Source organism: Metabacillus sp. Hm71, from assembly GCF_051842955.2.
Taxonomy (GTDB): Bacteria; Bacillota; Bacilli; order Bacillales; family Bacillaceae; genus Metabacillus.
In genome coordinates, this window is the sequence record NZ_CM200278.1 from 5065369 (window position 1) to 5091882 (window position 26514).

Annotated in this window: 21 protein-coding genes and 1 other RNA gene; 7 read left to right on the forward strand and 15 right to left on the reverse strand. The window is 38.4% G+C overall.

Features of this window, described 5'->3' with window-relative positions; translation table 11 throughout:
* Nucleotides 1-44 precede the first annotated feature (44 nt).
* The 4 genes from ACSVDH_RS24940 to ACSVDH_RS24955 all read right to left on the reverse strand — a co-directional run bounded on the left by ACSVDH_RS24940 (nt 45) and on the right by ACSVDH_RS24955 (nt 5908).
* Nucleotides 45-1055 carry a LacI family DNA-binding transcriptional regulator gene (locus ACSVDH_RS24940; protein ID WP_439252756.1) on the reverse strand — a complete coding sequence of 337 codons (1011 nt, stop codon included), beginning with the start codon at nt 1053-1055 and terminating at the stop codon, nt 45-47.
* Nucleotides 1056-1524: 469 nt separating this feature from the next.
* Nucleotides 1525-2355: a BglG family transcription antiterminator LicT gene (licT, locus tag ACSVDH_RS24945; RefSeq protein WP_439252755.1), complete on the reverse strand. Its 831-nt coding sequence runs from the start codon at nt 2353-2355 to the stop codon at nt 1525-1527.
* 144 nt (nt 2356-2499) lie between these two features.
* On the reverse strand, nt 2500-3921 hold the full coding sequence (locus ACSVDH_RS24950) for a 6-phospho-beta-glucosidase (RefSeq protein WP_439252754.1): 1422 nt from the start codon (nt 3919-3921) through the stop codon (nt 2500-2502).
* A gap of 76 nt (nt 3922-3997) precedes the next feature.
* Nucleotides 3998-5908: a beta-glucoside-specific PTS transporter subunit IIABC gene (locus ACSVDH_RS24955; protein WP_439252753.1), complete on the reverse strand. Its 1911-nt coding sequence runs from the start codon at nt 5906-5908 to the stop codon at nt 3998-4000.
* A 512-nt stretch (nt 5909-6420) separates the two neighbouring features.
* Between ACSVDH_RS24955 and ACSVDH_RS24960 the strand changes: the two genes are divergently transcribed.
* From ACSVDH_RS24960 to ACSVDH_RS24975, 4 genes are all read left to right on the forward strand, one after another.
* The gene (locus ACSVDH_RS24960; RefSeq protein ID WP_439252751.1) at nt 6421-7857 is read left to right on the forward strand and encodes a glycoside hydrolase family 1 protein; all 1437 of its coding nucleotides are present in this window, start codon (nt 6421-6423) and stop codon (nt 7855-7857) included.
* Between the two features lie 519 nt (nt 7858-8376).
* Nucleotides 8377-9516: a YibE/F family protein gene (locus tag ACSVDH_RS24965; protein ID WP_439252749.1), complete on the forward strand. Its 1140-nt coding sequence runs from the start codon at nt 8377-8379 to the stop codon at nt 9514-9516.
* Nucleotides 9513-10289, forward strand: a complete 777-nt coding sequence (locus ACSVDH_RS24970; RefSeq protein ID WP_439252748.1) for a YibE/F family protein — start codon at nt 9513-9515, stop codon at nt 10287-10289. Before ACSVDH_RS24965 ends, ACSVDH_RS24970 begins: the two co-directional genes overlap by 4 nt.
* A gap of 344 nt (nt 10290-10633) precedes the next feature.
* Nucleotides 10634-11041, forward strand: coding sequence for an LAGLIDADG family homing endonuclease (locus ACSVDH_RS24975; protein WP_439252747.1), 408 nt, complete (start codon nt 10634-10636; stop codon nt 11039-11041).
* Nucleotides 11042-11500: 459 nt separating this feature from the next.
* Here the strand turns inward: ACSVDH_RS24975 and ssrA are convergent.
* The 6 genes from ssrA to ACSVDH_RS25005 form a co-directional block, all read right to left on the reverse strand.
* Nucleotides 11501-11840, reverse strand: a transfer-messenger RNA (tmRNA) gene (ssrA, locus tag ACSVDH_RS24980).
* Nucleotides 11841-11992: 152 nt separating this feature from the next.
* Nucleotides 11993-12460 (reverse strand): SsrA-binding protein SmpB, encoded by a 468-nt coding sequence (smpB, locus tag ACSVDH_RS24985; protein ID WP_299092391.1) that lies wholly within the window; start codon nt 12458-12460, stop codon nt 11993-11995.
* A 339-nt stretch (nt 12461-12799) separates the two neighbouring features.
* On the reverse strand, nt 12800-15133 hold the full coding sequence (gene rnr / locus ACSVDH_RS24990) for a ribonuclease R (RefSeq protein WP_439252745.1): 2334 nt from the start codon (nt 15131-15133) through the stop codon (nt 12800-12802).
* A gap of 15 nt (nt 15134-15148) precedes the next feature.
* Entirely contained in the window at nt 15149-15889 is a 741-nt protein-coding gene (locus ACSVDH_RS24995) for an alpha/beta hydrolase (RefSeq protein ID WP_439252744.1), read from the reverse strand.
* Between the two features lie 361 nt (nt 15890-16250).
* A complete protein-coding gene (secG, locus tag ACSVDH_RS25000; protein ID WP_046514102.1) occupies nt 16251-16484 on the reverse strand; it encodes a preprotein translocase subunit SecG in 234 nt (77 codons plus the stop codon).
* Nucleotides 16485-16665: 181 nt separating this feature from the next.
* Nucleotides 16666-16914: a hypothetical protein gene (locus ACSVDH_RS25005; protein ID WP_299092382.1), complete on the reverse strand. Its 249-nt coding sequence runs from the start codon at nt 16912-16914 to the stop codon at nt 16666-16668.
* A gap of 306 nt (nt 16915-17220) precedes the next feature.
* Here ACSVDH_RS25005 and ACSVDH_RS25010 point away from each other — a divergent pair, with 306 nt between their 5' ends.
* The 3 genes from ACSVDH_RS25010 (at nt 17221) to ACSVDH_RS25020 (ending at nt 20273) form a co-directional block, all read left to right on the forward strand.
* The gene (locus ACSVDH_RS25010) at nt 17221-17925 is read left to right on the forward strand and encodes a FadR/GntR family transcriptional regulator (RefSeq protein ID WP_299092380.1); all 705 of its coding nucleotides are present in this window, start codon (nt 17221-17223) and stop codon (nt 17923-17925) included.
* A gap of 179 nt (nt 17926-18104) precedes the next feature.
* Nucleotides 18105-19313 (forward strand): CaiB/BaiF CoA transferase family protein, encoded by a 1209-nt coding sequence (locus tag ACSVDH_RS25015; RefSeq protein ID WP_439252742.1) that lies wholly within the window; start codon nt 18105-18107, stop codon nt 19311-19313.
* Nucleotides 19314-20273, forward strand: coding sequence for a hydroxymethylglutaryl-CoA lyase (locus ACSVDH_RS25020; RefSeq protein ID WP_439252740.1), 960 nt, complete (start codon nt 19314-19316; stop codon nt 20271-20273).
* A 118-nt stretch (nt 20274-20391) separates the two neighbouring features.
* On the opposite strand, the gene aroD is transcribed toward ACSVDH_RS25020, so the two are convergent.
* The 5 genes from aroD to ACSVDH_RS25045 form a co-directional block, all read right to left on the reverse strand.
* Nucleotides 20392-21141, reverse strand: coding sequence for a type I 3-dehydroquinate dehydratase (aroD, locus tag ACSVDH_RS25025; RefSeq protein WP_439252738.1), 750 nt, complete (start codon nt 21139-21141; stop codon nt 20392-20394).
* Between the two features lie 201 nt (nt 21142-21342).
* Nucleotides 21343-22641, reverse strand: a complete 1299-nt coding sequence (locus ACSVDH_RS25030) for an MFS transporter (RefSeq protein WP_439252737.1) — start codon at nt 22639-22641, stop codon at nt 21343-21345.
* 250 nt (nt 22642-22891) lie between these two features.
* Nucleotides 22892-23722, reverse strand: a complete 831-nt coding sequence (locus ACSVDH_RS25035; protein ID WP_439252736.1) for a sugar phosphate isomerase/epimerase family protein — start codon at nt 23720-23722, stop codon at nt 22892-22894.
* A 30-nt stretch (nt 23723-23752) separates the two neighbouring features.
* A complete protein-coding gene (locus ACSVDH_RS25040; protein ID WP_439252735.1) occupies nt 23753-25516 on the reverse strand; it encodes a thiamine pyrophosphate-binding protein in 1764 nt (587 codons plus the stop codon).
* Nucleotides 25513-26511, reverse strand: a complete 999-nt coding sequence (locus ACSVDH_RS25045; RefSeq protein ID WP_439252734.1) for a zinc-dependent alcohol dehydrogenase — start codon at nt 26509-26511, stop codon at nt 25513-25515. Before ACSVDH_RS25045 ends, ACSVDH_RS25040 begins: the two co-directional genes overlap by 4 nt.
* Between the last annotated feature and the right edge of the window lie 3 nt (nt 26512-26514).

Sequence of the window (26514 nt, forward strand, 5' to 3'; positions counted from 1 at the left end):
TTTTAATATATGAGTAAACGTTTACGTAAAGTGATAAAAAAAGATTACCCCTCCTTTGCGATAACACTTTTTCTTTCGACAATTTTATGTGGCATAATCCTGCTTTCAACTGTTTTTTGAGAATCCAGCAGCTCAAATAGCATTTTTGCAGCCATTTCTCCCATTTCTGTTAAGGGCTGTGCAACGGTTGTTAATGGCGGAATCGACATATTGGCAATACTTAAATTATCATAACCAATAATCGATAGCTCATCGGGAACCTTTATCCCCAGCTCGTAGGCAGCAGATATCGCTCCCATTGCCATTTCATCACTTGCCGCAAAAACAGCGGTAAGGTCTGACACCTGTTTAAGTAAGGATTTTAGGCCATCCATCCCGTCAGAAAAGGTAAAGCCCCTATTAAACACAACATGACAGTCATCAAATGGGATGTTGTGATCTTGTAAAGCGCTTTTAAAACCATCAAATCGTGGTTTTCCGGAAATAGTATCTTCAATATTTCCGCTAAGCATGCCGATTTTTTTATGGCCTTTATTAATTAAGTATTGTGTTGCCGTATATGCTGCATGCTGGTCATTTACTTTTACGTAAGGGACCGGGTAAGCATAGGTTTCCGTCGATAACAGAACCATAGGAACATTCATTTTCTTTATATAGTCATAGTATTCACCTAATAAAGGAGCACTGGTGAAGATAATCCCATCAATCCGCTTTTCATTTAATAGCTTCAAGTATTTCATTGTCTTTTCCCCATTTGATTCGGTATGACAAACAATGACACTTGAACCAGCCTCATGCGTTGCTTTTTCTATACCACTTAAGAGGTCTGTTACTAATGTACTTGATAGCTTAGGGAAAAGCACTCCGATTGTATGTGTACGCTTACTTATTAACCCTCTTGCAACAGCATTCGGTTGATACCCCAATTCTTCAATCGCATCAAGAACCTTCTTCTTCGTTTTTTCCGAATAACCCACCTGGTTATTGATAATTCTCGATACAGTCGCAATTGACACATTTGCATGCCTAGCAACATCCTTGATGGTACAAGACATAATCCACCTACTTTCAATCTAGAGAAAACGTTTACGTGATCATTTTACTACCTTGTTGAAAACTTTTCAACATTTTTATAAAGACTAATTTAGGTTTTTTCATAAGAAAAGCGCAAGGCGCTTAGCATTCGGCGACAAGCATAAGGCGAATAGGAATAGAAGTTCTTTACCTTCTATTCCTATTTGACTAGACCCTAGAGCAGATGGAGCCTGGAGCTAGACACTAAAACTAAGTTCAAATTTTATACTCTTTACTTCTTATAAAAGGACCAATACTCTAAAAGGGATACGTTTCTATAACTAGGACTCGTGTTCGCATTAGTGAAAAAAGGTGCCAATCAATATACATACTCTATTAAAACTGAATTTTGCTTCTACTAAACACACCTAAAAAATAATAGAGGAGAATGACCCCATATAATCATTCTCCTCTTTTTACGTCGTAGGTTTTATTCTCCTAATTATGCAATCAGCGATTGACAACTCTTTGAATATGGATAGCCAAGTACAATTTTTCGTTATTTGTCAGGCTGTAATCGAACTGATTTTTGATGTAGTCATTAATTTTTTCTGTACATTCGAACGCTTCTTGATGCTTTTGACGAACCGTTTCGAATAAAAAGGGATCGTCGTCTTCTATATATGTTTTGCTAAATAATCGTTGAGCAAAGAACTTTAAATGGGTAATAAAGCGAAAGTAATTTAATGATTCTTCATCAAAGTCCATTTTAAAGTGATATTTCACAATATTTAAGATGTCCTGCATTACTTTTGTAATATTAGCGACATTCGGCATTTCTTGGTTGAGCTCTGCATTGACGATATGCATGGCAATAAAGCTCGCTTCATCCTCTGGTAAAAGGGCACCCAACTTGTCCTTGATAATTTGTAATGCTTCCATGCCGATCGCAAATTCTTCTTTGTAGAATCTTTTGATTTCCCATAACAGGGCATTTTTAATATCAAACCCTTTTGCATTTCTTTCAACCGCAAAGTGAATATGGTCTGTTAAAGAGATATAGATGCTATCATTGAGGCTTCTTCCAAGCCTGCTTTTCGCAATTTTAATAATCTCTTCTGTCACTTCCATGTATTCAACCGGCACTTCATATAAAAGGGTTTTGAATTTTTCAGACATATCGTTGTTTTTCAGCGCAAAAATCTTTTCTATCTTTTCTTCGTCCACAAGGTCTCCCGGCTTTTTCTGAAAGGCCAGACCTCTCCCCATGACGACCAGCTCTTCGTTTTTTTCATTAAATGCACTGATAACGTTGTTGTTATATACTTTGGCTATTTTCATTTGACCACCTATAAGTTTATTATGGATTCTTCCCTTTATCTATTCTTACATTGTATAAGAATGAAAGCCATTATCAAAATTTCTCCACTATCATCCTATCCTTAACGGGCAGTAAAAACCTACTAATGGAAGTCTCATTTTAACTTATAGTTTTTCTCCGTTTGTTGCAATCACCTCTTTATACCAGTGAAAGCTTTTCTTTTTCGAACGATTTAATGTTCCGTTTCCTTCATTATCTTTATCAACATAAATATAACCGTAACGTTTTTTCATTTCCCCAGTGGACGCACTGACTAGGTCAATTGGTCCCCAGCTTGTATAACCTATTATTTCTACACCGTCTTCAATCGCTTCTGACATTTCGGCCACATGTTTCCGTAAGTACTCAATACGATAATCGTCGTTCACTTCTCCATCTTCAGTTGGAACATCAACGGCACCTAGCCCGTTTTCCACTACAAATAGAGGTTTTTGATAACGGTCGTATAACTGGTTGGCTGTAATTCTGAAGCCTTTTGGATCAATGGTCCAGCCCCATTCAGATTTCTGTAAGTATGGATTTTCAATCGAACCAAACACATTTCCAGCCGTTGTCTTATTGATTTCCGGATCGGTACTTGTTGTACGGCTTGCGTAATAGCTGAAGCCAATATAATCAACCGTATGATTCTTTAGAAGTTCTTCATCTCCCGCTTCCATTGCAATCGTCAGGTGGTTGTCTTTGAAGAATCTTTTTGCATACCCTGGATATCTGCCGCGAGATTGCACATCGATAAAGAAGAAGGAATCACGGTCTTTTTCCATTGCATCAAAAACATCATCTGGATTACATGAGTACGGGTATGTTTGACCTGCGGCTAACATACAGCCGATTTTCATATCCGGGTTGATTTCATGACCCGCTTTTACTGCTAATGCACTAGCTACCAATTGGTGATGGGCTGCTTGGTATTTTACTTGTTTTTTATCTTCTCCCTCTTCAAATACAAGACCCGCTCCTACGAATGGCAGGTGAAGAAGCATATTAATCTCGTTAAACGTCATCCAATACTTTACTTTGTCTTTGTATCTTTTAAATAGAATCGTAGCATATGTTTCAAAGAAGCCAACAAGCTTGCGGTTTTTCCAGCTGCCATAGTTTTTCACCAGGTTCACTGGTACATCAAAATGAGCAATCGTCACAACTGGCTCGATGCCATGCTTTAATAGCTCATCAAATACATTGTCGTAAAATTTCAGTCCTGCTTCATTTGGCTCAGCATCATCTCCATTCGGAAAAATTCTCCCCCATGAAATCGAAAGACGTAATGCTTTAAAGCCCATCTCAGCAAATAAAGCAATGTCCTCTTTATAACGATGATAAAAATCAATTGCTTCATGTGAGGGGTAGAATTCTCCTTCTAACGGTTCAAAGGAAGGAAGATTCCCTAACATGATCTCCCAGCGTTTTTTTCCTGTTGGCAATAAGTCAACTGTTGTTAGTCCTTTACCATCTGCTAAATACGCACCTTCTGTTTGGTTAGCTGCAAGCGCTCCACCCCATAAAAATCCTTTTGGAAAAGCCATATAAATATCCTCCCTTTCTTAAATAAAACGTCAGGAAGAAAGAAACAAATCCTGCCCTTTCTCCTGAACATGTAATTTACTTCGTCGTTAGTGTAAATAATTGATCGCCTGTTTTCACCTTTTTTTCTTTTGTTAAATCTAAGCGGTACTCTTTATGATTTGTCACAATAATCGGTGTTGTTAACAGTTTACCGGTATTCTTGATTTGCTTGATATCGAATTCAATTAATAGTTGTCCTATTTCAACATAATCACCTTGAGCTACATGAGTTGTGAAAAACTTACCGTCTAATTGAACCGTATCCATTCCAATGTGCATCAGAATGTCTGCACCTGAATCTGTTGTTATGCCAATCGCATGCTTTGTTGGGAATAAAGCTGAAACCGTACCTGATACAGGAGCAAGCAATTTCCCTTCTTCTGGCTCAATGGCTATACCATGACCTAATGCTCCTGATGAAAATGCTGCATCTTGAACTTCTGATAATTCTACGATTTCTCCGTTTAAAGGACTTGCTATTTTTTCAGTTTGAACCTTTGTTGCTGCAACTTCATTTCTTGCTGAAGTTGCTTCTGTTTTAACTTCTTGTTTTTTGTTAATACCCCCAAAAAATAATGTTAGAACGAATGCGACGATAAAACCAACGACAATTGCAATTAGAGCTCCGTATAAATCCATGCCAATTCCTTCTGGACTAATATATGAAGGAATACCAAAGATCCCTAAACCGCCAATGATATAACCCTTTACATTTGTCATACCAAGAATTGCACCACCAACGGCTCCACCAATACAGCTAATAATGAATGGTTTCTTTAATGGCAGGGTAACCCCGTAGATCGCCGGCTCTGTTACACCAAAAATTCCTGAGATAAATGCTGGAATACTTAATGTTTTTAACTTTTGATTCTTTGTTTTGATCATAATCGCTAGTACCGCACCAATTTGCGCAAAGGAAGCAGCAAATATAAGAGCTAAGATCGTATCATATCCCATAGTTGCCACGTTGTTGAATGCAATTGGTACTAAACCCCAGTGTAATCCGAAAATAACAAATACTTGCCAGAATCCACCTAAGAATAAACCTGCAATAATTGGACTTAAATTATAAATTGCTAATGTTCCTTGACCTAATAAACTTCCTGCCCATGTGGCAACAGGACCGATCACGAGGAATGTAACTGGTACAATAATCACTAATGTTAACAATGGTACAATAAACGCTTTAATAACATCTGGAATCACTTTTCTTAACCCTTTTTCTAATCTAGCTGCAAAGAAAGTTGAAATAATAATCGGAATAACCGATGAAGAATAAGACATTAAAATAACTGGAATCCCTAAAAATGTAACGTATATAGGTGATTCAAACATCGTTCCTGCAAAAACCGTATACAACGGTTCACCAGCTGTGATTGTTGATAGGGTCGGATACACTAACGCTGCCCCTATCGCCATCCCAACAAATGGACTGCCGCCAAATTTCTTAATGGCTGTATAACCTAAGAAGATTGGCAAGAAATAAAAGAGGGCATCACCTGTAGCATTTAAAATTTGGTACGTACCTGACGTATTTTCTAACCATCCAAATGCGACAAATAAAGCATTAAAACCTTTAATCATCCCTGTTGCTGCTAAAACACCAAGTACCGGAGTAAAAATGCTTGAGATCATATCAATAAAGCGGCTGAATAATGATCCTTTTGGACCTTCTTCTGCTTCAACTGGATCTTGCCCTAGGAATCCACCTGCTGCTACAACTGCTTTATACACATCTGGAACGTGATTTCCGATTACTACTTGATATTGGCCACCACTTTTCATTACAGTTACAACATCATCCATATTTTTTAGTACTTCTGTGTTCGCTTTGCTTTCATCTTTTAATTTAAAACGTAGACGTGTGATACAGTGGACAACACTGGAAACGTTTTCTTTTCCACCCACATTGGCAATGATATCCTTTGCTAATTGCTCATATTTCATATTTGACCCTTCCTTCTGTATATAAATGGTGATTTTTACAAATAAAAAACCTGAGCCAATTAAAACACACACAGCTAGCAATAGCGTGTTCTAATCAGTTCAGGTTATGCCCACTTAAGGTAACATTCCTTCAAGGAATTTATTAGGTTTTATTTGATATGTGTAATTTATCATGGGTAATTAGTTTATGTCAACGCTTTCTTTTTAAAAATTTAATAATTTTATTGATTGCCAGAAATCATCTTCCTTTATAGGAGTTTAACCTTTTGAAGCTTACTATGAAACTTTTCTTTAATTCTCTTACTAAAAATGAAAAAATAACGTTTACAAAAATTCTTGCTTGATCAATAAAATCATGCTATAGTTAACCCAATTAAACAAACATCCCTTTTTAGGATTGTTACTGGTTATGCAGGCAAAACCTAGATCACGTAAACGATGAGACTACTATGTCTCCCCTACGTGATTTAGGTTTTTTTATTTTTATAAAAATAGAGATGGAGGTTTTATTTTTGACTAACTATCAATTCCCGGAAGGATTTTTATGGGGCGGTGCAACAGCTGCTAATCAATTAGAAGGTGCCTATCTTGAAGGCGGCAAGGGCATGAACCTTGCAGATGTGATGCCTGGCGGAAAAGTTCGCTTAAACGTGATTTCTACACCTGGCTTCAATTTTGAAATCGATAAGGAAAAATATACGTATCCGAACCACGACGGAATCGATTTCTATCACCGGTATGCTGAGGATATCGCTCTGTTTGCAGAAATGGGCTTTAAAGCCTACCGTATGTCCATCGCTTGGTCACGTATTTTCCCTAAAGGAGATGAGCTTGAGCCGAACAAAGAAGGGTTAGCATTCTATGACCGTGTATTTGATGAGTGTTTAAAGCATGGAATCAAACCAGTTGTCACGATTTCTCACTATGAAATGCCTTTATATTTAATTAAAGAATACGGCGGATGGAGAAACCGTGAAGTAATCACCTTCTTCGAGCGCTATGCAACGACACTATTTAAACATTATAAAAACAAAGTAAAGTACTGGCTAACATTCAACGAAATTAACGGGGCAACCTTCCATCCGATTTTTGGTCTTGGTTTCTCCCCTGCTACAGAAGAAGTTCGATTACAGGAAAGCTTCCAAGGCTTGCACCACCAGTTTGTAGCGAGCAGCTTAGCAGTCAAAGCTTGTCATGAAATCATTCCTGACTCTCAAATTGGCTGTATGCTAATCTATGCTCCAGTTTATGCTTACGACTGCAACCCAGAAAACGTATTACATGCATTCAAAGAGGAGCGAATCTTTAACTATATTTGCGGGGATGTTCAAGTTCGCGGGGAATATCCTGCTTTCTCGAAGCGATTCTTTAAAGAAAACGGCATCAACATCAAGATGGAGGAAGGAGATTTAGAAACAATCAAGAACTACCCAGTCGACTTCATTTCCTTCAGCTACTATATGTCTCGTACAGAAAAGAAAGAGTTAACAGAAGAAGAAAAAGCAGCAGGAAATATCTTCTCTGGAGTGAAAAACCCATTCTTGAAAGCAAGTGACTGGGGCTGGGAAATCGATCCGGCTGGTCTGCGACTTGCATTAAATCAATTGTATGATCGCTACCGTGTGCCTCTATTTATCGTTGAAAACGGTCTTGGCGCTTACGATAAAGTAGAAGAAGACGGAAGTATAAACGACGATTACCGCATTGATTATCTTCGCGAACATATTAAAGCGATGGGAGAAGCGATTGAAGATGGGGTAGAGCTAATGGGTTACACATCTTGGGGATGCATCGATCTAGTAAGTGCTTCAACAGGAGAAATGTCAAAACGCTACGGCTTCATCTACGTAGACAAACATGACGACGGAAGCGGCACCCTTGAACGGAAAAAGAAAAAATCATTCTTTTGGTATAAGGATGTTATTGCAACAAATGGAGAAAAGCTCTAATAGTAAGCAGATAGTAGTTTATTCTATAAGCGGGCACATTTCCTAAATAAGGACTATGCCCGTTTTTCCATTGTTTACGAACCTTTAACCAACTCGACAAATTCATATAATTTGTCGAGTGCCATCAAGTTTGATTGCATGTTTGACTATCTTGGCAAATATAATTCCCTCTATTTGTAAATGTTCCTTATACTTTTCCTTTGCAAGGAAATATTCCACCCTCCTCATGTTTCTTGTACATAGCGCAAACCTCTTTTTTTGAATGGCTGAAAGAACCTTGAATACTGATCAACTTAAGACGATTTGTCTCTAGACAAAATCTTGACTGTTTGAAAACATTCCTGTTATTCTATGTCCATTGTTAACTGAATATCGCATTTAGATAAGGCTCCTGTTCTAGAGATATGCTGCTGGACAGGACAATGCACTTTTAAAAAAATGATGAAAAGTCCAATTAGACCTTGAAACCACCAATTGCTCAAAATTTTGATCAATCCCAATAATATCGGAGGTTTTTTTTTGAATGTTATCCTAAACAAATTTAAAAAAATTACGTACAAACAAATATTTTTGTATACCATAATAGGACTTTGTTTTGCAGTCTCTGTTGTTTTTATTAACCACAACTATTCATTTTATGATCGTCCAATAGTCAAAGTCGTCAAAACCAGTCTGGAAGATTCAACTGACATAATGGATATGCATGATAATGAGGACCGTCTATACACTCAGGATATAATCGCCGAACTAAAAAATGGAGAGAAGAAAGGCGAGCTTATTCATTTAACAAATGAGTATTCATTTTCTGGAGCTTTTGATCAGGAATACCATGTTGGAGATGAATTGTTTGTTTCAATTGATGTGAAGACAAAAGAAAACTCGGTTTTAACTGGTACCATAAAAGACGTAAAGCGTGATAAACATGTTTTGATGATCGCATGGATTTTTATCTTTACATTACTGTTTGTTGGAAAGAAGCAAGGACTGTTTTCGATTATCAGTTTGGCAGTCAATGGGGCTTTGTTATCCTATGCGTTAGATGTTTATATGAAGTCATCAACTTCGAGTTTGTTATGGATATGCGGTATTAGTGTCGTTCTATTTACAATTATTTCTTTGTTGCTTGTTAACGGTTTTAATGGGAAAACGTATGCGGCAATTATAGCGACTCTTTTAGGAACGTTTATATCACTGCTTATTACGTTTCTTGCTATGAGGCTAACTTTAGAAAATGGTCTTCGTTATGAAGAAATGCAATTTCTAACTCGTCCTCCTCAATTGGTGTTTATGGCAGGAGTATTAATCGGATCGTTAGGAGCCGTAATGGATGTAGCGATTACCATGTCGTCTTCTATATTTGGATTGTATGAACAGAATAACAATATTTCGATAAAAGCACTAAAAACATCAGGAATGGACATTGGAAAGGATATTATGGGAACGATGACGAATATTTTGTTTTTTGCTTATATCAGCGGTTCCATTCCAATGCTGATCTTGTATTTTAAAAATTCGTCTCCCCTGGGATTTACACTTTCTATGAACCTTTCATTGGAATTGGCACGGGCCCTGGCAGGAGGAATTGGGATTGTACTAACAATTCCAATCGGTCTCTATACTTCTATTTTTTTCATTAATCGAAAGAAGGCAAGATCATGAATGTGTTAGTATGGCTAGCAGGTATTTTATTGCTATTAATGATACTCATTGGCGGCAAAAAAGGAGCGAGGTCTTTTATTGCCCTTTTCTTAAATTTTGCTGTATTGTTTCTTACGATTCTTTTTATGACAGATCCACATGTTGATCCCATTGTCTTAACTGTGATTGCATCTACTTTGATTAGTGGTATTACTCTCTTTTTTATAAATGAAGTAAACCGTAAAACAGCAACAGCATTCCTTTCAACTATTATCACAATAGTAGGATTACTCTTTTTCATTCTCTTCGTGACAGAACATGCCATGATTCAAGGATTTGGTGAGGAAGAAACAGAGGAACTAAGTGCTTTTTCCCTATTTATCGGGGTGGATTTTGCTAAAATTGGAGCTGCCGTAGTAATTATGAGTACAATAGGTGCAATTACAGATGTTGCGATTTCCATTGCCTCTCCCATGCGTGAAATATTAAATCATAATCCGCAAATTAACAGGAAAGAGCTATTTAAATTTGGAATTAGCATTGGAAGGGACATTTTAGGAACCAATACGAATACGTTATTTTTCGCCTTCTTTGGAGGCTATCTCGGACTGCTGATCTGGTTTAAAGATTTATCTTATTCAATAGGAGATATCGTAAACTCAAAAGTATTCAGTGCCGAAATGATCACGATATTTTGTGCCGGAATAGGTGTCGCTCTGATTATTCCCATTACCTCGTGGATTACTGCATATTTTTTAATAAAAACAAAAGAAAATAGCAAGAAATTTAAATAGGCTTTAACATTACCTTTATTAAACAAGCTTGACTTAAATAAAGGGCGTGAACTTTAGAGTTCGCGCCTTTTTGTTGAATATCCTCAATGGATTTAATTAATATTACTCCCCTACTTCATAATCACATGTATCGATACCCTTTTATTAATATTCTAAAGCTATTTAGAAAGATGCCAATATTTTATGTTGTCAACTAAGCTTATCTAAAAAATTCAATTCTTTAATAAAGTAAACTTTATAATCCTTATATTGAAAATAATGATTATTTTATTTAAAATACTTACAGAACATATATTCTATACATTTAATAAAGATCATTGCCATTTCTCTAGGAGGATGACAAAATGGAGGCTTGGGAAGCCGCTTATTTAGCTGGAATTATAGACGGAGAAGGCTCAATCACATTAACCAGAATGCATGAAAGTGAACATCGTCGACCATGTATTTCAATTGCATCAACTGACAAAGAATTATTAACCTATGTCCAAACCTTAACAAAAGGAACCATGATTAATAAAAAGAATTATAATCCTGACAAGCATAAGAATTCTTACACATTATACGTAAAGAAAAAAGATGATGTTTTATTACTGTTAAATTATATTACTCCTTATTTAAGAGTAGACAAGAAGAGAAATCGTGCGTTATGGATACTTAAGCATTACGAAAGAGTGACAATAAGGAATGGAAAATACAACTCAGAACAATTAAAGAAGAAATTATTAATTGAGGAGGCGTTTTTTAACATTTAATGTTTAGAAAAGATGAAGAGAAATGAATAATGGATTATTATCCTCAATATAAAACAAAAAGAACTGCAGTGTCTTACCTACAGTTCTTTCTAATTTATTAATGTAAAACAGCAAATTTATGGTTTAAAGTCACAAAAAAACAAAAACCACCAAATTATGTATTTGGTGGAGACGGTGGGACGTGCTATTCCATGCTTTCGTCATGGCACTGACTATATCTTGAACCTTTTTAATCAGGTCCTTCGGCGTCTTATACGAAAAGTAGATTTACCTAATAAATTCAGGCAGGTTTTCGTATCCTAGTACTACCATGTGTCATGGCAGCCTATAAGTCGATACACGGCTGTTGGATTGCTCCACATACCGCTCGGCATTGCCTTATCACTTCTTCAGTGACTTAGGTTTCACCGATAAAGCCGAATTTTCACTTATGTGTTGCCACATAAGGCGACTAATAATTAATCGAACCCACGTCCAGAAATATCGCCACTTAAGCATCTACGAGCGTAGTCGATATATTTGCGGTTTCGCTAACTCCTATGCCTATCGACAGGCGTCAGAGCAGCTAGTCTGATTGGTCTCTTCCATCATCCCCAGACGGAGGAATTAGGCGTAGTCCACTAAGAGTGAGTCCCTTACCCTACCACATGGACGATGGAGGGAGGAACAGCTAAGCAGTTATTAAGCTGCTACAGCTAAGTTATTGTTAGTTTTGCCAGTTATTATTGGCGTGACGTTTTAACGAAGACGATCCCTTCGGCCCGCAACCTAAGCTCGATCTACCCCTGTCGAATCCGTAACGTCCCCATGATAAGCCGTATATGCCATCTTTGGGAATACGGGAAGTTATAAAAGTTAGATAAGCTTAATTGCTTATGAAATTGTGTTGTGATGTCTTACAAAATCTATTATAACAGACTTGGACGAGATTGCAATTGTAAGGTTTTACCTTTAGATCTTTTGTCGTTCTCTAAAGGCGCGTTCAATGTCACGCTTCGCTTCTTTTTTCTTCAGATCCTCACGCTTATCGTATTTCTTTTTACCCTTTCCAAGACCAATTAAAACCTTGGCATAACCATTTTTTAAATACATTTTCAATGGTACAAGCGCGTAACCTTCCTCTTTTGTAGCCCCAATCAGTTTAACAATTTCCCGCTTATGCAAAAGAAGCTTTCTTGTCCGCAACGGATCGTGGTTGTATCGGTTTCCTTGTTCATACGGACTAATATGCATATTGTGCAAAAATACTTCACCTCGTTCAACACGTGCGAAGGAATCCTTTAATTGGACACGGCCATTTCGAACCGATTTGATTTCAGTACCTTGAAGGACAATGCCTGCTTCATATGTTTCCTCAATAGTGTAGTCATGATTCGCTTTTTTGTTTTGAGCAACTGTTTTTCCCATTCCTTTTGGCATTGAAAAGCCTCCCTTCAATTGCTATTACGTATAGCGATAACTTCTATTTTAGCAAAAACTGGACTTCTTCTCAATAATTATGCGTATTTGAAGGATAAACAAGTGTGGCTGACCTGCTTCATCTTTTAAATTGCAGCTGACTTTCATCATCTTTTAACAAGTTAAATGGTTTATTTTGCAACTTTTGACTATTTTTTTGCAGCTTCCCTTGTTAATCTTGCAACTTTCTTCGATAATTTTGCAACTTTAGCTATTTATTTTGCAACTTAAATAGTTTGAGCGATTTATAAAATGGAAGAAACCGAAACGAGGGACTGTGCTAGTCCCTCGTTGTAAAGGTCATCGTTTTTTCTTCTTTTTCCGCTTTGCCTTTGGTGCATTTTCATAATGTTTTTTCTTCTTCTTCGGCGGACGTGTTGACCATTCCTCGTCACCATTGCGTTTGCCTCGATCATCCTTTTTGCCAGATTTGTTTCGGCCTTGTCCGGCTAAAATAATTTTCGGTGTTTCCTTGGCCGAACGTCTTCTTGTTCCTTTCATGCCAACAATTTCAAAGTCAATGGAGCGTTCTTCTTTATTGACATTTACGACACGGACGGTGATTTCATCACCAATCCGGTAAACATTGCCCGTACGCTCACCGATCATCGCATAATGACGTTCATCATAGCGGTAATAATCGTCTGTCATATAGCTGACGTGTACAAGACCTTCAATTGTATTTGGCAGCTCGACAAACATTCCAAAGTTAGTGACAGAACTAATAATGCCGTCATATTCTTCACCAATTTTATCAAGCATGTATTCAGCCTTTTTCAATTCATCTGTTTCACGCTCTGCTTCAACTGCTCTGCGCTCCATATTAGAAGACTGCTCAGCAATAACAGGCAAGCTCTCTGCCCATTTCGTGCGAGTCTCTTCATCCACCTTGCCTTCTATTAAATAGGTTCGGATTAAACGGTGTACAATCAAATCCGGATAGCGGCGGATTGGTGAAGTGAAATGTGTATAATATTCTGTTGCTAATCCAAAGTGCCCGAGACTTTCCGGATCATATTTTGCTTGCTTCATGGAGCGAAGCATAACTGTGGAAATCACAGTTTCCTCTGGCGTTCCCTGTACCTCTTCTAAAATGCTTTGCAGGGCACGGGGATGAATTTCGTTTGATTTCCCTTTAACTGCATAGCCGAAGTTTGTAATAAATTCTAAGAAGCGCTGCAACTTTTCAGCATTAGGATCCTCATGGATACGATAAATGAAGGGAACATTCATCCAATGGAAATGCTCAGCCACTGTTTCGTTGGCAAGAAGCATGAACTCCTCAATTAACCGCTCTGCTACAGAGCGCTCGCGAAGCACAACTTCCGTAGGGTTCCCTTCTTTATCGACAAGGACCTTTGCTTCTTTGAAATCAAAATCAATCGCGCCGCGGTTCATCCGCTTTGTTCGCAGGATTTGCGCAAGCTCGCCCATCAGTTCAAACATTGGTACAAGCTCATTATATTTTTCGATCAGCTTTTCATCGCGGTCCTCAAGGATTTTATTTACATCTGAATAGGTCATTCGCTCCGTTGTTTTAATCACACTTTGGAAAATTTCGTGCTTCACGACAGTGCCGGATTCGTCCACTTCCATTTCACAGGACAATGTCAATCTGTCCACCTTCGGATTTAAGGAACAAATTCCATTTGAAAGGCGATGCGGAATCATCGGAATCACACGGTCTACGAGATAGACACTTGTCCCGCGCTCCAATGCTTCGCGATCAATTGGCGACTGCTCTGTTACATAATGGCTGACATCAGCAATATGGACGCCAAGCTTGTAATTTCCGTTCTCTAGTTTTTGCACGGTAACCGCATCATCTAAATCCTTTGCATCCGCCCCATCAATGGTCACGATGGTTTCATTACGGAGGTCACGACGATCCTTTAAATCTTCCTCGTTGATCGAATCCGGCACATCATTGGCTTGTCCAAGTGCCTCTGCGGGAAACGGACCAGGCAGTCCATGCTTATGGATTACCGATAAAATATCGACACCTGGATCATTTTTATGACCTAAAATCGTCACAACTTCCCCTTCAGCACTCATGCGGCCTTCAGGATAGGTCGTTAGCTTGACAACAACCTTATGGCCCTCAATAGCCCCGTTTGACGCATGTTTCGGAATAAAAATATCATTTGCGATTTTTTTATCGTCCGGGATCACAAAGCCAAAATTTTTGCTTTCTGTATAAGTCCCGACAACCTCTTTTACACCGCGATCTAAGATACGGATAATTGTCCCTTCCTGCCGTGTTCCGGATGTTTTTGGACTTACGCGAACTAAAACAGTATCCCCGTGCATCGCTGTTTTAAGCTCGGTAGGGGGGATGAACACATCATCTAAGCTTGCATCATCCGGGTCAACAAAAGCAAAGCCCTTTGCATGGCCAATCAGCTTCCCTTTTATTAAATTCATTTTTTCCGGTAAGCCGTAGCGATTGCTCCGCGTTCTAACGACCAGCCCCTGATCCTCCATAGCGACCAAAGCTTTTACAAACTCTTTAAATTCTGTAGAATCCTCTATTCCAAACGCTTCTTCAAGCTCTTGGACTGTTAGTGGCTTGTAAGCCTCTTCCTTCATAAAAGCAAGCAGCTTATCGATATGTACTTGAATTTCTTGCTCCATCTAGTATCCTCCTTTTTACCAATCTAGGCTCTCTAAAAATTGGTAGACATCTTCGTGCAGTTGATCACGCTCCTTATCAAGCGTAATAACATGGCCAGACTCCTCATACCATTTTATTTTCTTGTGATCATTTTCTACCTCGTTATAAATAATATTCGCACTATCTGCGTTGATCATGTGATCATGTCTAGCTTGCGCGACAAATGTAGGGGAATAAATCATGTCAACATTGTTGCGGACATCTGAAATTAGATCCTGCAATGCTTTTAACGTATTCATCGGTGTCTTCGCAAACTCTTTCATTTCTTCTTCTATTTTCTCAGGTGATTTTCCCTCAAACTTCTTATAATTTCTAGCATAGTCAAGAATCCCTTGATACATAACCTCTTCACTTTTTATGTACATTGGGGCACACATGGTAACAATACCCTTTACAGGTACAGTGTAACCTAATTTTAGCGAAAACACTCCGCCCAGCGATAATCCCCCAACCGCAATATCTTCAAAACCCATGCTTTTTAAATGCTCATAGCCTTGCTGGACATCCAGCCACCAATCATCAGGACCTGTATGAACAAGCTCCTCAGGAGGAACACCATGCCCTTTATATTGCGGTGCATGACATGTATAGCCTCTTTCACTTAGGAAACGTGCAAGCATTCGAACATCTGCTGTATTTCCTGTAAATCCATGTAATAATAAAACGGCTTTGTCCCCGCCTTCAAATGTAAACGGTTTTGGTAATACTATTTTCATACTTAGTTACTCCTTTTTACGACAAGTTCTTTTCGTTAGTTTAACCTAAATATTCCGCAGTAGTACTGCTCATTATGTTCCATCTATTCTATTTAAACAAACCTTATGGTTGTTTACCAAGATGTTTGCTTAATACATGATTTAGTCTAATTAACCCTAATAAAAAAAGCGCAAGCGCCTCGTTCAGCCTAAGGCAAATAAGACGATTTAGAATAGAAGGCGCTCTTTGCCTTCAATTCTAATTGGCTAGACCCTAGAGGGGCTAGGCGCTGGATGTCGAAGCGCCAATCCACAGTTAAAGAATTTTATAATTTCCTGGCAGTAAAAAAAGAGCCTGAATCCAGACCCTTTGCTTCTACCATTACTCAACTATATAGGCTACCAAGATTGTCAAAATAAAAAATAGTACAGATAACACAATGGTTGCTCGGTGCAAAATTAAATCAAGTCCACGGGCCTTTTGCTTTCCAAAAAGCTGCTCGGCACCACCAGAAATTGCACCTGATAAACCAGCGCTTTTACCGGATTGTAATAAAACAACAGTGATTAACGCGATTGATACTAAAACAAGTAGGATAATTAATGCAGTATGCATGAAATGACACCTCCTGATATGCGCACAAATAGATACCTTAAATGTATCATAAATAGTTAATCTTCACAATAATAAGTAAGAGTTTAGATTGCTGCCTTTAAATCCTACAAAAATTATTTATCAAATAAGTCAAAAAACCTTTAAAAACCGCAATTTTTCACCACATAAATAGAACTTGTTTTTAATTATTTCCTTTATGCTCATCTTTCAATAAAGAAAGTAACATTTCTTTTTTCATAGTGTCACTATGATTTAATTCTAAAACCTTTTGAATTCTAGCTTTAATTATTTCATCTTTTTCTGATATGGTGAGCAATCGAATTAAATCCTTCTTTTCTCTCTCTTTAAATGGTTTTGTATTAATTCCAAATATAATATTTAATGCATCGTACCCTAACGTACTAAGCATTTCACTATATGTGGGAGTCATCACATGTACCTCCTTCCCAAAAACACTAGAACACAGGCTACCGATTTTTTAACGGACTACTGGTTAGTCCAATTTATTTTAAGTTAACCTTACCAGAATCCTCCCTTAAAATCAAAATTTATTTTGAAAAAATTATGTCTGACTAAATAACTTGCCCTATATATCCATAACAGTAAATAGAAAAATCTAATTTTATGCGAAATTAAAATTATTCATCTTGACGTTCCTTACTTTTATCCATATACTTTAAATAAAAGTGGGCTAACCAGTAGACCAGTATAATTTAAAATTTGAGGGGGTGTTCCCATGAGTGATCAAATGTTCTCTGGAGTACAAAATGAAAGACTGTACGAAAAGATAGTCGTCCAAATCAGAAAGCTAATCGATGATGGAAAGTTGCAGCCAGGTGATCGTTTGCCAGGTGAGCGTGTTCTAGCACAAACATTAGGGTGCAGCCGTACTTCATTACGTGAAGCCTGCCGTGTGTTAGAGTCAGAAGGTTTAATCGTTTCGAAGCCTGGCGGCGGAAGATTTATTCAGCAAGTCGATCAAAATATGAAATTAGAGTACAAATTTAATACTGTTGATCTGATTGAAAAGACAGCTGTTATTTATTTTTTAGAGGCAAGAGAAACTCTTGAACCTAAAATTGCCGAATTAGCTAGTCAAAGAGCCACTGCTGAGAATATAAAAAAGATGGAGCAAGTCTTGTTGAAAATGGAAGAAAAATTAAAATATCCAGATGAAATGGTAGAAGCCGATAGCAGTTTTCATCTTGCATTAGCAGAAGCAACTCAAAACTTTGTGTTTGTGTCTATGATGGAAACGAATTTAAATATGAATCGCCAGGTTCGAAAACAAACATTGCATTCAAAAAAGCGTTATTTAGAATCTTTAGCTGAACATAGAGCGATTTTAGAGGCAGTTAAAGCGCGGGACGTAAAAGGAGCGATCGAAGCTACTCATATTCATTTGCTGCATCTTCGAAATAGTGTTTTAGGAATTAACTAATAAGAAAAGCGCAAGCGCCTTGTTCAGCCTAGGGCAAATAAGACGCTCATGAATAGAAGGCGTTCTTTGCCTTCAATTCATGAGTGGCTAGACCCTAGAGGGGCTAGGCGTTGGAGCTAGACATAAAAAACTAAGTACAAAAAGTCATACTTTATATTTTAAAAATAGGAGTGAGAATATTGTCTAAACAAAATTATGGACCATTAACAGGTGTTCAAATATTGGATATTTCAACTATGATTGCTGCTCCTTTTGGTGCAACTTTGTTAGCCGATTTAGGGGCAGAAGTTACGAAAGTCGAGTTACCAGGAAAAGGAGACACGCTTCGAACAGTAGGACCTTGGAAAGGTACTGAGCCTTTGAGATGGCCTGGGTTAGCTCGAAATAAAAAGTCTGTTACATTAGATATTCGTTCAGACGAAGGAAAAGAAATCTTCAAAAAGTTGATTAGTAAAGTAGATATTTTAATTGAGAATTTTCGCCCTGGTACATTAGAAAGATGGAATTTAGGCTATGAAGAATTAAAAAAAGTGAATCCTAAACTGATTATGGTACGAGTTTCCGGTTATGGACAGACAGGTCCTTATCGAGAAAAAGCTGGGTTTGGGACTCCAGCAACGGCATTTAGCGGACATACAGCTATTCAGGGATATCCAGATCGACCGCCTGTCAGTCCTTCGTATTCTTTGTTAGACTATATTACAGGTGTTTATGCTGCTTTCGCTGCTGTAAGCGCTCTCTACAATCGCGAAGCAAACGACGAGCCAGAAGGACAAGTTGTTGAAATGGGTTTATATGAATCTATATTCCGTATGCTGGAGTTTTTAATTGCTGAGTATGATCAAAACGGAAAAGTAAGAGAGCGAAGCCCTGGTTTAGCAGGTCATTCAAGTCCAGCCGGAACATACGAAACAAAGGACGGAAAATTTGTTGTCCTTGTTTGCAGTACAGACTCTACTTTCGACCGTCTGGCGGAAGCCATGGAAAGAACAGATATGTTATCTGATCCTCGTTATTATACAAATTCTGAAAGATTAAAGCATGATCAAGAAGTACAAGAAATTGTATCTGGATGGATCCGTCTTCATACGAAAAATGAACTGCAAGAAAAATTAGACTCATTTGGCGTTCCAGTAAGTCCGATTTTAACGATAGAAGATATTTTTAATGATCCACAATACCAAGCGAGAGAAAATATTGTAGAAGTTGACCATCCTCGTTTAGGTAAAATTAAAGTCCCAGGAATTGTACCAAAATTTTCGCATACACCTGGAGCAATTAGACATCGCGCTCCAGAATTAGGAGAGCATAACGAAGAGATTTTAGGCGGCAAGCTTGGTTTATCTACTGAAGAGCTTGCAGTTTTAAAAGAAAAGGGGGTTATTTAAATGAGTAGATTACTAGAAATGACATTACCTGCTAAAGTGACAATTTGTGAAGTGGCCCCTCGTGATGGCTTTCAAATGGAAAAGGAATGGATTCCAACAGAGGAAAAAATACGAATCATACGTGAACTTGCAAAAACCGGTATTCAATCTATGGAAATTACATCATTCGTTCATCCTCGTGCAATTCCACAATTAAGGGATGCCGAGGAGGTCGTTAAAAGTGTCCAAGATTTAACTTCTATTAAGTTTCGAGCATTAGTACCCAATGTTAGAGGTGCACAGCGTGCGATTAATGCAGGGATAAAAAAGTTAAAGCTAATGCTTTCTGCCACAGACTCTCATAGCCTTTCAAATGCCAACTGTCTTGTAGAGGAAGCGCAAAATGGCTTTGCCCCTATTATTGAATTAGCTGAAAAACATAGAGTGAAGGTTGGCGGTTCGATCTCAGTAGCATTTGGATGCCCGTACGAAGGTAAAGTTCGATTAGAGCGTATTGTTTCAATTGTTGAACGTTACACGACAATGGGAATTGATGAAATATCGTTAGCAGACACTACCGGTATGGCACACCCTAAGCAAGTATTTGAGATGCTAGGACATTTAAAGTCCAGCTTTCCACAAATGACTTTTTCCATGCATTTGCATAACACTCGAGGAATGGCCCTTGCGAACGCTGTCGCTGCTCTTCAGCAAGGAATCGTCCATTTTGATAGTTCAATTGCAGGTTTAGGCGGTTGTCCATATGCACCTGGTGCGAGTGGCAATATTGCTTCAGAAGACCTTGTTCACAGTCTAGAGGAAATGGGCATTGATACAGGAATTAATCTCGAGGCACTGATCAAAGTAGCAAACGATGTCAAACATTCACTTGGGCATGATGGAGGCAGCTATATGCTTCAAGCTGGTCCATGTTCTCAATTGCATATGAAACCAGAAAGTCAAGAGAAGATTGAACAGTAAATAGTAAGAGGTTAATCCTTAATTGGATTAACCTCTTATTAGTTTCAAAAGTATGAATAGAACAAGTTACGAATAAAATCGAGCTATAGTACGCTTAAATATAATATTTTTCCTTCTCCTACTCTACTGATTCTTTAACTAATTCTATGATTTTTCTAAGATTTTCTATTGGAATTTGACCTGGTGCTGAACTTGTTTCTCCGACGGCAAAGGTTACCGCAGAACCATAAATCCAGCCTAGCATTCTGCTAATTGCCCCCATGCCACCCATTGACATCGTTATGATTGGAATATTCAATTCATCTTGGGCATCTTTCGTCACTTCTAATAATGCTAATACATCCTTTTCATCTTTTGGCATAACAGCGAGCTTAGCTACATCTGCACCATAAGACGCTGCCGTCCGTAAGCGATCTAATAACTCAGGCTTTTCCGGTGTATATTCAAAATTATGATAGGAAAGAATGAATGTTTTCTGATGATTGCTTGAAACTTCTTTAAGCCGTTTTATATGTTCAAGCTTATTAGACACCTCAAAATCTATCATCTTTACAAAATCAGTCTGACATATGTTACTAAGCAGATCTACTATCCCTTCTTCTGTTAAAGGAATTGCTTGTCCCCCTTCTTTATGGGAACGAATTGTAAATAATATCGGAATATCGTTACAATTTTTAAATATCTCTCCGGCAGTACGAATTACTTGATCAAACTGGTCAATTTGATCATAAAAATCAGCACGCCACTCAATTAAATCAGGTTTTTTAGGTACAATACTATTCAGTTCTACGATAAGTTCTTCAGTATTTCTACCCGTTAATGGTGTACAAATAGATGGCCATTTTTCAAGTAACTCCCTTTCCATCATTACTCCTCCTCATAATGCTATTTCGTTTCGAACAATTTTTGTTTTTTCGTCATTTAATAATTATCCGATATTAATTTTACACTATTTTTAATATTAAGAATAAAAAACGGTTTCAAATTTAAGGGTTGATTTCTATATGCATTATGCTGCCAACGGAAATAGAAATATGATAATACTCGCAGCAACTCACTTTTGAATTCCTTATGAAATTAACTCATTTTGCGATGATGATTCTGAGGTGGCACTTTCAATTGGTTCTAGATCTTTCAGCAGGAACGTATAGCTCAAAATTCCAGCGACTAGAAAAGCTGCTGCTAATAGGAATGCATACATAAAAGAACCTGTGGCCTGAACGATAAATCCTGTGGTAATTGGAGCTATGATTGCCATCGAATTGTTTCCAAAGGTTAGAAGTCCTGTCAACGTTCCCACACTCCCCTTAGGAGCAATAAAAGTAGGAATGCTATAGGCAACCGCAGATGTAACGACAAGACCACCAAGCGCCATCGAAATCCAAAATACAGCCATATTTGCACTATGGGTAAACGCTGCACCAATGATTGACAAACCGAAAATCATCCCCGTAACTAAAAACACTTTGCACACACGTGTTCGATTGTAGCCCTTATTGATGAGACGATCCACGAGCCAGCCGCCAATGACAAGTTCTGTGATTGTACCGACAATCCATGGAATCGCCGAGTACCATCCAGATTTCAAGATCGACATACCCATTTCTGTTGCAAGGTATCCAGGAAGCCATGTCAAGAATAAAAACCATGAATATCCATAGGCTGCAAATCCAATAAATACTGCCCACACTTTTCGTTTTGTTAATAGGTAACGTAAGTTTTTCATTGCACTACCAGTCGATTCTTTTGAACTTTGTGAACCACCTTCGGTAATATATTGATACTCTTCTTTCGTCAAACGTTTATCTTCATGAGGTTCGCGGTACCACACCCAAAACACGATGGCATAGACCAAACTAAGAATGGCAGTTGCTAAAAAACCGCCGCGCCATCCCCATTCAGTCACAATCAAGGCCAGTATAGGAGCACCAATTGCATTTGAAAGTTTAGACTGCGAATCATAGGCAGCTATGGCCCTCCCTCGTTCATTTCGAGGAACCCAGTGACTGACTGCTTTAGCAGCAGATGGGAAAAACGGAGCCTCCCCAATCCCCAACAAGACCCGAGATAATATGATTAATCCCCATCCATTAGCGACTGCAGTTAATAGGCAGGCTACTGTCCATATCACTGTAGCCACTCGCGTTACCCATTTGACTCCTATTTTATCCAGCAATGGCCCGACAGGAAGTTGAAGAAGAGCGTATGACCATGCAAAGGCAGATAAAAAAATCCCCATCTGACCTGCTGTCAAATCAAATTCCTGTTGTAATAACGGCAATGCGATTGACATATTAATTCGATCAAAATAGTTAACGATCACACCAATAGCAATTAATAGTACTATTGTCCAACGATGTTTTTTCATCCTTTTCCCTCACTTAGTTAAATTTTTTTATTCTTTCGTAAATATATCCTCTAGTAAACGTTTTCAAAATAAATTTCCTGTCAAACCAACACCAACATTAACTAAATCTCCCTCAATAAATCAAGTTACTTCAACAATAGACTCTATTAAAATTGGTGTAAAGCGAAAAAGGACAACGTAATCTCATGACGCTTTTACGTAACGAGATTACGTTTTCAGGTTCTCATGTATATCTACTTCGTTTGTTAATTTATCTGATCTGTTGTTTAAGCGAGTGGACCTCGAAATAATCCTTTGCAGATTGCAAGCAGCGTCGCGCATGTTCTTCATAACCTAGCTCCTGAGCACGTTTATCGTGCGGCAGCTCAATCGAATATGGGATCTCGGGAATACGATTCACGATACTCGCAATATCAATGCCGCCCTCTCCTACATATAAGCGTGCCTCGCGAAGGATTTTCGTCATCTCTTCTTTTGAGGTCGGAATTTCCGCAGGTGCGTCGCAAAGATGAAGATATCGGAACCATTCACGTGGAACCGCATCAAGATCCTCCACCTTATCTCCTGAGCGATGGAAATGATGGATATCGATCATCAGACCGGCATTTTGCTGTTTTACTGTGCGAAGTACATTAAGTGCTCCCGCAAGATTTGTAACACTGGCAATTGGGACAAATTCTAATTCAATTGTCAGTCCGAAAGGTTTGGCTAGCTCGCAAAGTTCAGCAAAACGCTCAATATAACAATTGCGGTCGTTCGTCCAAATACTACTAAGAACATGACGTCCGCCAAGTTCCGCAGCTACTTCCATAGCAGGTACATATTTTTTCGGATCGATGTCATTGCTGATCCGTGCTAGTTCGATGTCAAGCAGCTTGACACCCGTTTCTCTAAGGGCGGCTTTCGTTTGCCGCAGCATCTGCTTGTTTTCTGCTAACGCGTAGTTAGGTTCGTCAGGCAGACCCATGTAAATGGGTCTGAGACTGACGAAATCATAGCCGGCTCTCGCTGCTAGGTAAGTCATTTCAGGTGGTGTACAACCAAGCGCGGTAAGGTGGGCTAGCGAAAATTGTTTTGTCATCTTGTATTCCTCCAATCTGGTAATCTGACCTTAGGCTTCAACAGCTACGTGGTGAACCTTTTTACCAGGAGAGTAAATATCCATGATATTCCAATGCCCGGCAGTCGGAGTCGGGATATTCTGCATTTGAACATCAATGACAAATGGTTTATTAGCTTCAATTGCTTGCTTCAATGCAGGCTTAAATTGTTCTGCCGATTCAATTTTCACTCCTTCGATCCCATATGCCTTTGCGATTTGTGCATAATCTGGTGAAAAAGTTTCCCCATCCTTTTGGAAGATCGTTCCGAATGTTGTGCCAAAATGAGCTTGTTCTAGCCCTGCAATGGTACCAAATGCACAGTTATTCATTACTACCCAAATGACAGGGATATTCGATTCTGCTGCTGTTGCAAGGACCGCTGGATTTTGTCCAAAGCCGCCATCACCTACTAATGAAACAACTATCTTTTCCGGTTGTGCAAGTTTGGCTCCTAAAGCAGCTGGTGCTCCAAATCCCATTGTTGCAAAGCCGCCAGGTGTAAGAACGGTTCCAGCTTCATAAATCGGGAATTGCTGCCCAACTCCGTTTTTATTCCAGCCTACATCTGTCGTGATATATGCATCTCTAGGAAGTACTTCGCGAACCTCATGTAAAATACGCTGTGGCTTCATTGGGAAAGAATTGTCTGTATTATATTTTTTATTGCTGTTCTTAAATTCTTCTCTATTTGCAACAATTTCTTGTTTTAGCTCATCATTTTGCAGTCCGTTAGGCACCAATTCTTTTGCTGCTCGATTTAACACCGTTAAAGCCTGTTTTAAATCTGCAACAACACCGATTTCAACTGGATAGTTTCTGCCGATTTCACTTGGATCGATATCAATTTGAATTAATTTAGTTGGTGGAAAATTAAAGGTATATTCTGGTTCCCATGAACTTGAATCAGCTTCTGCAAATCGAGTTCCTAAAGCTAGAATATAATCTGCTTCCTTACATTTATCATTAATGAATTTTGTTCCCCAGAATCCTGTCATTCCAAGCGTTAATGGATTATCATCTGATACTGCACCTTTCCCCATAAGCGAATGTGTGACAGGAATGCTTAAGTGATCAACCAATTCTCTTAATTCTTCAGCAGCATCAGCTAACATAATTCCACCGCCAACATAGAAGAGAGGGTTTTTAGCATTGACTAATGTTTTAATAATTGTTTTTGCAGTTTCATCATCAATAGAGGGTTTATGCAGAGATTTTGTATTATGGTTTAATCTTTCAAATAAAGCGGTATCAACTTCTTTAGAGAAAATATCCATTGGGACCGAAACTAAAACCGGTCCAGGGTTTCCGCTTTCAGCTAACTGGAAAGCCTTTTCAATAATTTCCGGAAAAAGGTCTGGACGATCGACACGCCATGCGCGTTTTACAAAAGGACGATAAATTTCATATTGTGAGGCATCAGCATGTAAATTGACTTCTTGGTGTGGATGTTTTCCGTAATAATGACTCGGAACATCTCCGGCAATGACAACCATCGGTATAGAATCTAAGGCTGCGTTTGCCACACCAGTTGCAGCATTTGTTAAACCAGGCCCTAAATGACTTAAGATAACAGAAGTTCCTTTTTTCGCTCTTGCATATCCATCAGCTATATGTGCTGCAATTTGTTCATGTCTGGTGTTAATAAATTTAATTGAGCTTTTTTCTAAGGCTGAAAGTACGGCAATATTTGTATGTCCGCAAAGTCCAAAGATATGTTCTACGCCTCTATTTTCTAGGTATTTGATTAATTGATGTGAAATTAAATCTTTCATAGGTCACAGCCCTCCTTAAAATTTAAGACAATTTTTCCATACTTCCCTGAAACAGCCGCTTCATATGCTCTTTCATATTCTTTAAAAGGAATAATCTCTGAAATAATCGGTTCAACATAAAAATCATCCTTCATTAAATACTCAAGAGTCTGCTCAAAATCATCTGGGAAGTTATAAATGATCGATCCATATACAGTCAATTCATTTCTAACCATTCGTACAGCTGGGAAGTTTGCTTCTGGTGCAAGTCCGATGAGTACAACAGAGCCGCCAGGCCCCGCAATTTGCATCGCCTGTTCCACCGCTTGTTGTACACCAGCTGCTTCAATAACAACATCAAATTCTTCGTCCCCTATTTCTTCTGGATGTGCGGTTCTAATATCGCCAAAGCTTTTTACTTTATTTAATTTCTCTTTGCTTATATCTATAGCTGTTATATTTGCTCCTAAATAAGTGGCTAACGAAATAGCGAGCATACCCTCCGTTCCACAGCCGATCACTGCAACAGAGGTCCCTTTTGTAATCACAACCTTTTTGAAGGCATGGACGATTACCGCAAAAGGTTCGATTAACACAGCTCTTTCATCTGGCAATTCATCAGGAATTGGCAATACGTACTTAGAGGAGATAATAAACTCCTCCGAAAATCCGCCGTCCGTGTTCACGCCTAACGACTTTTTATTCCGGCAAATATTGGTCTTACCTTTTAAACACAGGTCACATTTTCCGCAAAATGAATTAGGCTGCACGACAATTCTCGTACCAATTCCGTATTTAGAATCTCCGCCTGCTTCAATAATTGTTCCTAATAATTCATGACCTGGTCTGATCGGATATGAGGCATGTGGAATCTTCCCTTTGAATACACCAATATCTGATCCGCAAATTCCGCCATATATTAATTTGACTCTCACTTCATCCGCTTTTAAAGAGGGTGAAGACGGAAACTCTTTTAGTTCTAAATCACCTGGATTGTTTATAAATAATCCTTGCACCTT